The 14580-nt window shown below is 31.2% G+C and carries 11 protein-coding genes; 10 read left to right on the forward strand and 1 reads right to left on the reverse strand.

From position 1 onward, the window contains the following. Positions 1-15 precede the first annotated feature (15 nt). A complete protein-coding gene (locus P8H50_RS08300) occupies positions 16-2787 on the reverse strand; it encodes a putative LPS assembly protein LptD (protein ID WP_300207676.1) in 2772 nt (923 codons plus the stop codon). Positions 2788-2874: 87 nt separating this feature from the next. On the opposite strand from P8H50_RS08300, the gene P8H50_RS08305 reads away from it, so the two are divergent. The 10 genes from P8H50_RS08305 to bshA all read left to right on the forward strand — a co-directional run bounded on the left by P8H50_RS08305 (position 2875) and on the right by bshA (position 14580). Beyond that, the gene (locus P8H50_RS08305) at positions 2875-3984 is read left to right on the forward strand and encodes an N-acetylmuramoyl-L-alanine amidase (protein WP_300207677.1); all 1110 of its coding nucleotides are present in this window, start codon (positions 2875-2877) and stop codon (positions 3982-3984) included. 54 nt (positions 3985-4038) lie between these two features. Then, positions 4039-5001, forward strand: a complete 963-nt coding sequence (locus P8H50_RS08310; protein ID WP_300207678.1) for an MlaD family protein — start codon at positions 4039-4041, stop codon at positions 4999-5001. 15 nt (positions 5002-5016) lie between these two features. Beyond that, positions 5017-6330, forward strand: a complete 1314-nt coding sequence (locus P8H50_RS08315) for a 4Fe-4S dicluster domain-containing protein (protein WP_300207679.1) — start codon at positions 5017-5019, stop codon at positions 6328-6330. A gap of 93 nt (positions 6331-6423) precedes the next feature. Beyond that, positions 6424-6768 (forward strand): hypothetical protein, encoded by a 345-nt coding sequence (locus tag P8H50_RS08320; protein WP_300207681.1) that lies wholly within the window; start codon positions 6424-6426, stop codon positions 6766-6768. A gap of 19 nt (positions 6769-6787) precedes the next feature. Beyond that, complete coding sequence (locus tag P8H50_RS08325; RefSeq protein ID WP_300207683.1) at positions 6788-7579, forward strand: (Fe-S)-binding protein; 792 nt, start codon at positions 6788-6790, stop codon at positions 7577-7579. Between the two features lie 4 nt (positions 7580-7583). After that, positions 7584-8201, forward strand: a complete 618-nt coding sequence (locus P8H50_RS08330) for a hypothetical protein (RefSeq protein ID WP_300207684.1) — start codon at positions 7584-7586, stop codon at positions 8199-8201. 222 nt (positions 8202-8423) lie between these two features. Then, positions 8424-8909, forward strand: coding sequence for an ABC transporter ATPase (locus P8H50_RS08335; protein ID WP_300207685.1), 486 nt, complete (start codon positions 8424-8426; stop codon positions 8907-8909). A 32-nt stretch (positions 8910-8941) separates the two neighbouring features. Next, on the forward strand, positions 8942-10165 hold the full coding sequence (gene serB / locus P8H50_RS08340; protein WP_300208245.1) for a phosphoserine phosphatase SerB: 1224 nt from the start codon (positions 8942-8944) through the stop codon (positions 10163-10165). Between the two features lie 168 nt (positions 10166-10333). Continuing rightward, positions 10334-13297: a glycoside hydrolase family 3 N-terminal domain-containing protein gene (locus tag P8H50_RS08345; RefSeq protein WP_300207686.1), complete on the forward strand. Its 2964-nt coding sequence runs from the start codon at positions 10334-10336 to the stop codon at positions 13295-13297. Between the two features lie 137 nt (positions 13298-13434). After that, a complete protein-coding gene (gene bshA, locus P8H50_RS08350; protein WP_300207687.1) occupies positions 13435-14580 on the forward strand; it encodes an N-acetyl-alpha-D-glucosaminyl L-malate synthase BshA in 1146 nt (381 codons plus the stop codon).

The raw sequence follows: 14580 nt of genomic DNA on the forward strand, positions 1-14580 counted from the left end.
AAAAAAGAGTCTAAATTAAAGTCTTTGGTCTGGTTGTAAACGTTGCTCGTATTTTAAATCTTTTAATACATTGGCTTTAATACCAATAAAGAAATTCCAAGAACTTCTAGGACTAAATGGAATCCAACTAAAATTCATGCGCCAGCTTAGTAAATCTCGTGCAAAACGTAATTGAGTATATGAGAAACCTTTGTTTTTAAAATCGTATCCAGAAGATGCGCCAACACTCCAACGTGGAGAAACTTCAATATCTCCAGAAAACATTAAAGAATGTGAAGATATTTCATTTTGTCGTTGTGCATTAGAATAATTAACAGCATATGCCAAGCGCAAATTCCATGGAATTGAATAATTGTATAAATCTCCTACTTCTTCTTCTTCATCGTCGTCTTCTGTAAAACGTTGGTCTGCAAAATCTTGAGATCTACCAAATAAATCATCATCACGTCCTCCACTATCTAGAGTTTCAGTTCTACTTCTATCACTAGTTTTAGAATTTCTATCATTACCTTTACTATTTAAGCTATAACCTATTGTTAGGTTTGCACTTGTCATTCTAAATAAGCTTCCTCCATTTTTAATATTAAACTCATCTATTTTTCTATTATTATTATCTAAGGCATAAGGATCTAGAGTTGCACCAAAATTCACATTCATTTTATTATCGAATAATTGTGTGCCACCACTCATTCTAACAGGACTTATACGTAGGGAATCACCTGCAAGATTGTATGAAGTAGAGAAATTTAAATTATTTAATAATATAATTTTTTTTGGTTCTATTTTTGTACTGTCTTTGTCTCTTACTTTAGCTTCAATATTATTACTGAGTCCTATACCTATAGAGCTAGAATAATTTTGGTTTGGAGACCCAAATAGGCTGCCTTCAAAACGAGAAAACTCATTTTCACTAATGCTATTTCCGTTTATATCTGTTACTTCATAAGTGTCATAATACCTATCAAAAGCAGGATTAACATTGTAACTTATGCTAGGTCGCATGACATGCCTAATGGCTTTAATTTTTTTATCTTCACCTTCATCTTCAAAATTAAAATTACCATAGACTGTTGTACCAATACTTGATGAAAAGTTATATGTTCTGTAAGAATCGAAGCCTTTTATGTCTTCTGTTACTGTAGTATTATTAGCACTGTCATAAAAACGATCGATAGTATTTAACGTCCAAGTTTCATCAAAATTTGCATTAGCACTTACACTAAAATAATTAAAGATTTTAAAGTTGGTGGTTATAGGAATAGAGTGTTTCATTCCTATTTTAGCATCATCAAACATTTCACTTTTAAAGAATAAAGAATCTGTAGTTTGGATTCTGTTTTCTGCTCTAACATTATATTGTAAGTTTATATTCTGAATAATTCCTTTTTTAGAACCTACTTTAGGAGCAAAAGGAAAAACACGACCAACACTAGCTTGAAAGGTTGGTAGAGTTAGGTTTATTTGCTCGGTTTGGGTGTTTTGAGAATGTGTAGCTGTTAAACTCATATTCACTTGAGGCTCACCTTGAAACGTTTTAGAATAAGAGACAGAAGATGCTAAAGTATTATTTAAAAAACTAGCCGTGTTTACTTGGTTTAGCGATTGCTGGTAATAGTTACTACTTCCTAAGTTTACAGAAGCAGAAAATCTTGAACTTGGATTTGATTTTGTATCCTGATTGTGAGACCAACGCAAATTGTAGATTGTAGTTTTAGAATAGTCTGGAAAACCACGTTCGCTATTTATTAAATTCTCGTATCTAAATCCTAATCGACCATTAAATTTATAGCGTTTTTTGTAGTTATTTTCTAAACGCAGTCCATAACTTCCATTAGTATAATAGTCTCCTAACACAGCTAAATCTACATAATCATTTATAGCAAAATAATAACCTCCATTTTGCAAAAAATAGCCTCTGTCATTTTGCTCACCAAAACTTGGAAAAATCACTCCTGAAGTTTGTTTTTTATTTAGAGGAAAATAAGCGAAAGGGACAACAAGTGGAGTAGGCACATCGTAAATAAACATTTGAGCGCTACTGGCAATTATTTTTTTGTTGGGTACCAATTTTGCTTTATTAACATCAAACCAATACTCAGGATCCTCTTCGTTTTTAGACGTCGTTATTCGCATATTACCTAAATAATAAACAGAATCGTTTTCTTTTTTTGAGTATTTAGATAAAACTTTCATTTCACCTTGTTCGGTTCTAGAATTAAAAATTAAAGCTTTTTTATTCTTAAAATTAAAAATAATGGAATCTGGCTCAACAATATTTTCGCCTTGCTTAAATACAGGTCTTTGAGAATATACACCAGCTGTATCTTTTAATCTTCCTGCATATACTAGATTTTTACTGTAATCTATAACAATAGTACCTGCAGTGATTTCCATATCTAGGTAGTTTACTTGGGCTTCATTGTATAGGTATGCCTTTTTCTCTCGTCTATCAAAAGCATTATAATCTTTTGCTCTAGATGTTACTGTGCCTTGTAAAAGTGCTGGTTTAGGTTTTATAGAATCTGTAGCTGTAGAGTCAGATTCTTTAAGAGTCATAGCTTTTTCAATTGGCAAAACAATAGTATCATTAACTATTGGTTTAGCAACAGTTTCTTTTTCTAAACTTGGAGTTATTTCTATACTTTCGCTTTTAGGGTCTACTTGGGCAAAGCTAAAAGTGTTGATAAACACTGTAAAACTTAAAACAAAAAGTATATGGATTCTATTTGTATGCAACGCTTTTGTATGTATTTTTGCTAAAGTATGGCTCGGTTTTTGAATTCCCAAAATTACATATATTTTTTATGATTAATTTATCAATTTAACATAATTTATAAATCCATACTAAACACCATTAAAATCGCTTATATCACTATGCAAACGAGATTAAAAACACTTTTCGTATCAATTATAATAACATTAACAGTAGCGCTTTCTGCAAATGCTCAAAAAAAAGCAGAACAATTTATTGTTGTTCTTGATGCTGGACATGGAGGAAAAGATCCTGGCAACCTAGGAAATGGGTATGAAGAAAAAACAATCGCATTAAATATAATATTAAAAATTGGTGCTGCTTTAGAGAAAATGCCAGATTTTAAAGTTATATATACTAGAAAAACAGATGTATTTATAGAGTTAATTGAAAGAGCAGCAATAGCAAATAGAGCAGATGCAGATTTGTTTGTTTCTGTACATTGCGATTCTTACACCAACCAAGCGCATGGAGCAGGAACCTTTGTTATGAGTTTGAGCAAAAGCTCACAAAACTTAAATACCGCAAAAAAAGAGAATGAAGTCATTTATCTAGAAGATAATTATGAAGAAAAATACTCTGGATTTAATCCAAACAAGCCAGAATCTTTAATTGGAATAAGTGCAATAGCTGAAGAAAACTTAGACAATAGTATTTTACTTGCAAATATTATTCAAGAAAACATGGTGAATTTAAATCGTAAAAACAGAAAAGTAAAACAAGATGTTTTTTGGGTATTACACAACACCTATATGCCAAGTGTTTTAGTAGAGACAGGATTTTTAACCTACAAAAAAGAAGGAGCGTATTTAAACTCTAAAAAAGGGCAAACAGAAATGGCTAAAGCCATTAAAGATGGTATTGTAAGCTATAAAAATCAAATATTTGGTAACATTGTAGACAGCAATTTTATTATTCCTAACAAAGAAGAAGTTAACCAAACAGTTAGTGAAGACAAAATAATACCTAATACTATCTTTAAAGTTCAAATTGCAGCATCTTCAAAAAAACTAGAGCCAAAACCTTTTAATTTTAAAGGCCTGAAAGAGATTTCTAGAGAGAAAGAAGGTGATTTGTATAAATATTTTTATGGATATTCATCAAATATTAACAAAATACAAACAATGCAAAACGAAGCTAGGCAAAAAGGCTTTAAAAGTGCATTTATAGTTGCTTACAAAGAAGGGAAGCGTATTAGTTTACAAAAAGCCCTAAATAGTGTAAGTAATTAGACCTATTCTAAGTATATTTATTTTATTTTTGTTACCAAATCAAACACTTTTATTTTGAAAATATCCAGAGAAGTCAAAACTGCTATACTTGCCATTTTAGGAATTGTACTATTTATTTTTGGTTTTAGTTATTTAAAAGGCAATAATCTTTTAGAAGACTCCATGATTGTATATTCTAAATATAACAATGTTGAAGGGTTAAAGCCATCTACACCAGTTACCATTAATGGTTATGCCATTGGTAAAGTTTTAGATATTTATTTCGAAGATGAAAACTCTGGAGTACTAGTAGTTAAAATGAGTGTAGATACAGGTTTTAAATTCTCTAAAAATAGTAAAGCCGAGTTATTTCAAAATGGATTTATAGGTGGAAAAGAAATACAAATTATTCCAGCTTTTGATAATGCTCCAAATGCTAAAAATGGAGATTATTTAGAAAGCGCAACAAAAGAAGGTATTGTAGAGTTGGTAAACGAGAGATTAACACCATTACAAGAAAAAATAGAGAAAGTAATGAGTGAAACCGATACACTTTTAGTTAGTTTTAACACCATTTTTGATGCAAAGGCGCAATCCGATTTAAAAAACAGTATAGCTAGTCTTAATACTACAGTACAAAGTTTTAATGCTACAGCAAAATCCATAAATAGCTTAATAGATGCTAACAAAGCAAAATTAGACAATACACTTGCTAATTTCGAAACAACATCTGGCAATTTAACTACAATGACTAATAATATGGCAGAAGTAGATATTGCAAAAACAGTTAAAGAATTACAAGAAACCATAAAAAAATTCGATAATGTAATGGCAAGTATAGAAAATGGAGAAGGTTCTATAGGTATGCTATTAAAAGACGAAAAACTATACCAAAATCTTGCAGGTGCTTCAAAGCAAATGGAAGAATTACTTGAGGATATGAAACTTAATCCTAAACGTTATGTGCATTTTTCATTATTTGGAAAAAAAGCAAAACGTTATGATGCTGAAGGTAATGAGATAAAAGAAAAGAATTAAAACACAACTATTAACATGAACTATTTACCAAACATACTATTTGCTATTATTCTAATTGCTGGCATTGGTTACTTTGCTAGAAATGTAAAAAAACTTTTTCGTAACATAAAGCTAGGAAAAGACAAAGACATAAACGATAATAAATCACAACGCTGGAAAAATATGGCCATGATTGCTTTAGGACAAAGTAAAATGGTAAAACGTCCAGTATCAGGTTTTTTTCATATTATAGTATATGTAGGCTTTGTAATCATAAACATAGAGGTATTAGAAATTATAATCGATGGTCTTTTCGGAACACATAGAATAGGTTTGAGCATACTACCAGAATCGCTTTATGGATTTTTAATAGGAACCTTCGAAGTGTTAGCTGCTTTAGTGTTTATAGCAGTAATTATATTCTGGATTCGTAGAAACGTTATTAAACTAAAACGTTTTATGAGTAGTGAAATGTCAGGCTGGCCAAAAAACGATGGGAATATTATTCTTTATTTTGAAATGGTATTAATGACCTTGTTTTTGGTTATGAATGCAACAGACACATCATTTCAAGCCTTAGACTCTGGTAATATAATCAGTCAATATATAGCACCATTATTCTCAGGACTTTCAGAAAACAGTTTACACCTTGTAGAAAGAAGCTCTTGGTGGTTGCATATTGTAGGTATTTTAATCTTTTTGAATTACCTATATTATTCTAAGCATTTACACATATTATTGGCATTCCCAAACACCTATTATGGCAAACTAACACCTAAAGGACAATTTCCAAATAACGATGCCGTAACCAAAGAAGTTAAATTAATGATGGATCCAGATGCAGATCCTTATGCAGTACCAGCTGAAGATGAAGCAGATGTGCCACCAGCAAAATTTGGAGCCAGTGATGTGCAAGATTTAAGTTGGTTAAACTTACTTAATGCCTATTCTTGTACAGAATGTGGACGTTGTACTAGCGAATGTCCAGCAAATTTAACAGGTAAAAAATTATCTCCTCGTAAAATCATGATGGACACCAGAGACCGTCTAGAAGAGGTAGGTAAAAATATAGATGCTAACAATGGCGTATTTGTAGACGATGGTAAGCAGTTATTAAACGACTATATCACTACCGAAGAACTTTGGGCTTGTACTAGTTGTAATGCCTGTGTAGAAGCTTGCCCAATAAGTATCGATCCATTAAATATTATCATGGAAATGCGAAACTATCTAGTAATGGAACAAAGTGCAGCACCAATGGAATTGAATAACATGATGACAAATATTGAAAATAATGGAGCACCATGGCCATATAACCAAATGGATAGACTAAACTGGAAAGACGAATAAAAATATAATTTGGGCATTACCTAAAGGTCGCGCTCTCTGCAAGGAGCTTCAACAAATGCCTCAATCGCTAATGCAAACCAGAAATAAATAAAAATGAAAAGTAAAACAGCAACATACGAGCTAACTATTATACTTATTATGCTATGCGCTTTTCAAAACATTTCGGCACAAGATTATAGAAAAGACTCCTTGCAAATAAAAGTCTATACAGAAATAGATTATAAAGCAGGAAAACCAATAGACATTACACTAAAAAAAGTGTTTTGTGATTACTGTTCTAAAAACCAATTAAAGTTGCTAGGTGAAGATGCTATTAGACGAACAGAGAACGAAAAAAACGACCCTAAAAACCAATTAATAGATGGCAAAAAGAAAATTGCTGTTTACATTAGAATAGCAAAAAAAGACTTTGCAGGAATAAAAGAAAAAGAGAAATAACTCATATAAAATAAACAACATGAGCGAACAACTTATTGTGCCAACAATGGCAGAACTTATAGCAGAAGGCAAAACACCAGATATTCTATTTTGGGTAGGTTCAGCTGGAAGTTACGACGATAGAGCAAAAAAAATAACAAAAGCATTTGTGAAAATTCTAAACAAAGCAAAAGTAAATTTTGCAGTTTTAGGAACCGAAGAAAGCGCAACTGGTGACCTTGCAAAAAGAGCAGGAAATGAATTCTTGTTTCAAATGCAAGCCGTTATGAATATTGAAGTGTTAAACGCATACAATGTAAAACGTATTGTAACCTGCGATCCACATTCTTTTAACTGTATAAAAAACGAATATCCTGGTTTAGGTGGAACTTACGAAGTTTTACATCATACCCAATTTATTAAAGAGTTAATTACAACTAATAAATTAAAAATAAACGAAAGTAGTTTTAAAGATAAACGCATTACATTTCACGACCCATGCTATTTAGGTAGAGCAAATTCAGAATACAATGCACCTAGGGATGTATTAAAAACGTTAAATGCAACGTTGTTAGAAATGAAGCGTAATAAGGCTACAGCACTATGTTGTGGAGCTGGAGGAGCACAAATGTTTAAGGAGCCAGAAAAAGGAGATAAAGACATTAATGAGTTGCGAACAGAAGATGCATTAGAAACCAAACCAGATATTATAGCCACAGGTTGTCCTTATTGTATGACCATGATGTCTGATGGAGTAAAAGTTAAAGAAAAAGAAAACGAAATTAAAGTTATGGATGTTGCAGAGTTAATTGCAAGTTCGCAAAATTTATAAAAAAATGATAAAAAATATTTTCACTTGTATTTGCATTCTAAGTTTCAGTGGTTTATTTGCTCAAATAGATTCTAAAGAAGCTTTATTAGAAGTAATAGCAAAAGAAACTTGCGACTGTATCTCTAGTAAAATTGAAGATGTCATGGAAGCCGGTGCAGCAAAAGTAGAGCTAGAATTTGGATTGTGTATAATGGAAAGCTATTCTAAACACAAGAAAAATGCAGATAAATATCTTAATATATCATTTTCTAACGATGCTTCTTTAGAAAAATTTGGAGAAGAAATAGGAATTACAATGGTTGGTTATTGTCCAAATGTATTTATGGCATTTGCAGGAAACCTTGAAGATGAAGAAACTATCATAGAAAGTTTTGACATCTATGGAGAGTTTTCAAAAATAAAAACTGAGCAATTTAATCTCGTGTACTTTAAAGATAACAATAATCGCGAACAAAAAATGTTATGGTTTGGTTATTTTGAAGGTTCAAATTTGCTAAACGATACTTCAGCGCTTAAAGGTCAAAAATTACATGTTATCTATGAAGAGATAGAGTTGTACGATCCTAATATAACAGATTATCGAAATTTTAAAGTTCTAAAAAAGATAGAAAAAGTAGAGTAGCAATGTCTTTAAGTAAAAACACAAAAGCAAAAATACTATTTAGTCTACTTGCAGGTTTATTTTTTGCAGGTTGCATGTATCTATTGGATGTATATAATAATAAACCATTTAACTTAAATACTTTTATTTTTAACTTTTTGATTTTTAGTACGCTTTTAGGTGCAAAAGAAATTTACCTTTTTTATAAAAGGAAGAAAAATAACAACAATAAGGAAAAATAAAATGTTAGTAGAATTCAATACACTTCCAGAACATTCTAAAGTTTGGATATATCAAGCCAACCGTTCGTTTTCAGAAAACGAATTAGAAGCGATAAAAGAAAAATTAAACATCTTTATTACGAATTGGACAGCTCATGGTAGTGACTTAAATGCAGGTTTCGATATAAGATACAAGCGTTTTATTATTCTAGCAATAGATCAAGATTCTCAGGCTGCTACAGGATGTAGTATTGACGCTTCAGTACATTTTATTCAACAACTAGAAAAGGAGTATAATGTGGATTTAATGGATAAAATGAATGTATCCTACAAACAAGGAGAATTTGTGGCTCATAAAACCTTAACAGACTTTAGAACCATGGCAAAACAAAAAGCAGTCTCTAAAAACACCATCGTTTTTAATAATTTAGTAACTAATATTGTAGAGTTAAACGAAAATTGGGAGGTTCCTGCTAGCGAGAGTTGGCACAATAGATTTCTTAGTTAATAGTTAGGTTTCAAAAATTTTCAATTTAAATGATGAAGAACGAAATCTTCTTATTAAACATTTCAGGACAAGATAAACCAGGTTTAACCTCAAGTATAACAAACGTTTTAGCATCATATGGTGCTAAAATTTTAGATATTGGACAAGCTAATATTCATGATACTTTGTCGTTAGGTATGTTATTCGAAATAGAATCAGGTGCTAGTGCTTCACCTGTTTTAAAAGATATCTTATTTAAAGCCTATGAATTAGGAATACAAGCAAAATTTACACCAATTACATTAGAAAATTACGAAAAATGGGTAACGCTTCAAGGTAAAGACCGTTACATTATTACTATTCTAGGAGAACGATTAACTGCAGAACAAATTTCTATGGTAACTCATGTTATTTCAGAAAAAAACCTAAATATAGATGCCATAAAACGTTTAACAGGACGTACTTCTCTTGTTGAAAAAGAAGAATACCCAAGAGCATCAATAGAACTATCTATAAGAGGCAAAATAGATAATAAAGCAGAGTTTACAGAAAAATTCATGCAAATTTCTAAAGACCTAAATGTAGATATTGCTTTTCAAGAAGATAATATCTATAGACGTAATCGACGTTTGGTTTGTTTCGATATGGATTCTACATTAATTCAAACCGAAGTTATAGACGAACTTGCAGAATTAGCAGGAGTTGGAGTTGAAGTTAGAGCAATAACAGAATCTGCAATGCAAGGAGAAATTGACTTTAATGAGAGTTTTAAAAAACGAATGAAACTTTTAAAAGGTTTAAAAGAAGAAGTGCTTCAAGATGTTGCTAAAAACTTACCAATAACAAAAGGTGCAAGACGCTTAATAGACACTTTAAAAAAATATGGTTTTAAAACAGCAATTTTATCTGGAGGTTTTACATACTTTGGTAACTATCTCCAGAAAGAATTAGGTATAGATTATGTTTATGCTAATGAATTAGAAATTATTGATGGTGAATTAACAGGTCATTATCTTGGTGACATTGTAGATGGCAATAAAAAAGCAGAATACCTTAAAGAAATAGCAAATAAAGAAGGTTTAAACATTAGCCAAACCATTGCTATTGGTGATGGAGCAAACGATTTAGCAATGTTAAATCTTGCTGGTTTAGGTATAGCCTTTCATGCAAAACCAAAAGTAAAAGATAACGCTCAAAGTGCTATTTCCAGTATAGGATTGGATGGTGTATTGTATTTGCTAGGATATCATGATAAACATATAGATTTATTAGAATAGAAATTGCATTCTATTATTAAATAAAAGTATAGTAAATAGTGAACATTAAAAGTGTACATTATTTCTTCATAAAACTATATTAAAATCTTTAATAAGAGCACTAAAAATAATAACTTGGCATAGTTTTTAGTTGTAGTTTACTATAGCAACTTTTATCCTTATAATTATATGCGCAAATTATTCTTATTACTTACTTTAAGTCTTATTTCATCTGCTTTTTATGCACAAGAGATTACTAATCCATTACTAACCAATAATGTTGAGGGACAAAAAAAATGGGTAGATAGCGTTTATAATTCATTATCATTAAAGGAGAAAATTGCACAATTATATATGGTGCAAGTTTTTTCTAGCCAAAACGAAGATGAAAAGGCTAAAGTTCTAAATCAAATAAAAAATAATAAAATTGGTGGTATTATTTATTCTAAAGGTGGTCCATATCGTCAAGCAAAACTAAATAACGAATTGCAAGCTGCTTCTCAAACACCAATGCTAATTGGTATGGATGCTGAATGGGGATTAAACATGCGTTTAGATTCTACTTATGCTTTTCCTTGGAACATGACGCTTGGTGCTATAAAAGATAATACTTTAATAGAAAGAACAGGAAAGCAGTTAGGAGAGCACTGTAAACGTTTAGGAGTTCATTTTAATTTTGCTCCAGTAGTGGACATTAATACAAATCCAAATAATCCTATTATAGGTAATCGTTCTTTTGGCGAAGATAGAGATAACGTTACCAAAAAAGCCGCTGCTTTCATGAAAGGTATGCAAAGTGCAGGTGTTTTAGCAAACGCGAAACATTTTCCAGGACATGGTGATACTGAGACCGATTCTCATGAAACTTTGCCAACTGTAGCATTCAGTTCTAAACGTATAGATTCTGTTGAGTTATATCCTTACAAAGCATTAATTAAAGAAGGATTATCTAGTGTTATGGTTGCACATTTAAACATCCCGAGTTTAGAACCAAAACAAGATTATCCATCTTCTATTTCAAAAAATATAGTCACTACTATTTTAAAAGAAAGATTAGGTTTTAAGGGTCTTATTTTTACAGATGCTTTAACCATGAAAGGTGCAGCAGACTTTGTTTTCGAAGGAGTAGACGGTAACACCGAAGATTCTAAAAACACCATAGGTAATATAGACTTAGCAGCTTTTTTAGCTGGAAATGATGTTATGCTAATGTCTGTAGATGTAGCCTCTGGAATTTCAAAACTAGAGTATGCATACAATAACGGAATTATCACAGAAGAACGTTTAGCGCATTCAGTTAAAAAAGTATTACAAGCAAAATATAAAGTTGGTTTAAATAATTATAAACCCATTTCACTTCTAAATCTAAGTGAAGATTTAAATCGATTAAATGACGACATGTTATATGAAGAATTAATGGAGCAATCTATTACTATTGCTCGTGATACTTCAAATATACTACCATTACGTCATTTAGAAACAAAAAAAATAGCTTATGTAAAATTAGGTGATGATGATGGCTCAACATTTTTAAATACTTTAAAAAAATATACACAAATACATGAAGTTAAAGCAGATGTGTTAAGCGATTTAATAGTAAAACTTCAAAACTACAATACTGTTATTGTTGGCTTTCATAAATCTAATGAGAGTCCATGGAAACCTTATCAGTTCTCAGACCAAGAACTAACATGGCTCTATGAAATAGCAAGAACAAATACCGTTATATTAGATGTATTTGCTAAGCCATATGCCTTATTAGACTTACAAACAGTTGCTAATATAGAAAGTGTTGTTGTTAGCTATCAAAATAGTGACATAGCTCAAGAGACTTCAGCCGAAATTATTTTTGGAGCGCTTCCTGCAAAAGGAACATTACCAGTATCTGCAGGACCAAATTTTAGGCTTGGTAAAGGTGTGCAAACAAATTCACTAAAACGTTTAGGCTATAGTATTCCTGAGCGTGTAGGAATAAATTCAGACAAATTAAAAAAAATAGATTCTATTGCTAATCATGCTGTTAATGCTGGAATGACACCAGGTATACAACTTATAGTGGCAAGAAAAGGCAGCATAATATATAATAAAAATTTTGGTCACCATACCTACGATAAAGATGCTGAGGTTGTTAAAGGAGATGATATTTATGATGTTGCATCTCTAACTAAAATTGTAGCCACATTACCATTATTAATGGAATTAGAGGAGCAAGGTATCGTGTCTTTAGATACTAAGTTATCTACTATTTTACCTTATTATAAAAAATCTAATAAAAAGAATATTACCCTTAAGAAAATGTTGTCGCATTATGCTCAATTAAAACCATGGATTCCTTTTTATTACGAAACCTTAGATTCGGTTACAAAACAACCTTCTCCAAAATATTACAGTAAAACACCAACAGGTAAATTCAATATTAAGATCGCTAACAACTTATACATGCGTGAAGACTACCAAGACTCTATTCCTAAAATTATTAAGGAAACAGATTTGTTGTCAACCTTGCGTTATCGTTATAGCGATTTACCATATTATATTCTAAAACAATACATTGAAGGTCATTATAACAAACCGTTGGACGAGTTAGCACAAGATCATTTTTATAAATCATTAGGTGCAAATAATACGCATTACAATCCATATAAAACCATTAGTAATTCGCGGATTCCTCCAACAGAGGAAGACGATTATTATCGTTTTCAAAAAGTACAAGGCTATGTAAACGATATGGGAGCAGCAATGCAAAATGGTGTAGGAGGTCATGCTGGCGTATTTAGCAATGCAAATGATATTGCTAAAATTATGCAAATGTATCTACAAAAAGGCTATTATGGAGGTGTACGCTATTTAAAACCAGAGACATTAGATAAGTTTAATACATGTTACTATTGCGATAAAAAAGTAAGACGAGGGATTGGTTTTGATAAACCACAACTAGCAGATTCTGGACCAACTTGTGGTTGTGTGTCTATGACAAGTTTTGGGCATTCAGGATTTACAGGAACCTACACTTGGGCAGATCCTGATGAGGAATTGGTATATGTGTTTATGGCAAATAGAACCTATCCAACTTCTAAAGGAAAAAATATGTTGCTTCGTGAAGATATTAGAACCAACATACAAGAAGCTATTTATGAGGCTATTATTAGATAAGTATTTAAAAGTTGAAATATATTGTAAGTATTCATACTTTTTACAACTAACATAAAAGTAAAATAAAGTCTTACAGTTTTAGGTTTGAGTTATTGACTCTAAATACTTATTACTTTAGACACTTTAAAACTAAAAAAATGAAAATAGGCATTGTTTGTTATCCTACATTTGGAGGAAGTGGAGTAGTAGCTACAGAATTAGGTTTAGAGCTTTCTAAACGTGGTCATACTATTCATTTTATAACCTATAATCAGCCTGTTCGCTTAGAACTTTTAGGAAATAATATTCATTATCATGAAGTTAATGTTCCTGAATATCCTTTATTTCATTATCAACCATACGAATTAGCCTTATCTAGTAAATTGGTAGATATGGTGAAGCTTCACGAAATAGAAATATTTCATGTACATTATGCAATACCTCATGCATATGCAGCGTATATGGCTCAAAAAATATTATTAGAAGATAATATTTATTTGCCAATAGTAACCACGCTTCATGGCACAGATATTACCTTAGTTGGTAACCATCCATTTTACAAGCCAGCTGTTACGTTTAGTATTAACAAATCTGATGCTGTAACAGCAGTTTCCCAGAGTTTAAAAGACGATACATTACGTTTATTTAATATTAAAAAAGACATAAGTGTAGTTACTAATTTTATAGACTTAAGTAAGTTTAATCATGGATTTACAGACTGTCAGCGTGCAATGATGGCAAACGACCATGAGAAAATTATAACTCATATTAGTAATTTTAGAGAGGTAAAACGTATTCCAGATGTTATCAATATTTTCTATAACGTTCAAAAAGAGCTTCCAGCAAAATTAATGATGGTTGGTGAAGGTCCTGAACGTGAACCTGCGGAGCAATTATGTAGAAAACTAGGTATAAGTGACAAAGTGGTTTTCTTTGGTAACAGTAATGAAATTGATAGAATTTTATGCTTTAGCGACTTATTTTTGCTTCCAAGTGAAACAGAAAGTTTTGGTTTATCTGCTTTAGAAGCTATGGCATCTGGAGTTCCAGTAATATCCAGTAATACAGGAGGAATTCCTGAAGTAAACGAAGATCATTTTTCTGGTTTTTTAAGTAATGTTGGAGATGTAGAAGCTATGAGTAAAAATGCTATTAAACTTTTAAAAGACGAATCACTTTTAGATAAATTCAAATTAAATGCTAGAGCGCAAGCTGAAAAATTTGATATTCATAATATAGTACCACAATATGAAGCTATTTATGAAGAAACACTCAAGAGCTGTATGCATACTCAAAAGGCCTAA

It is taken from the genome of Lacinutrix sp., assembly GCF_029238095.1.
In the GTDB taxonomy this organism is placed as follows: Bacteria; Bacteroidota; Bacteroidia; order Flavobacteriales; family Flavobacteriaceae; genus Lacinutrix.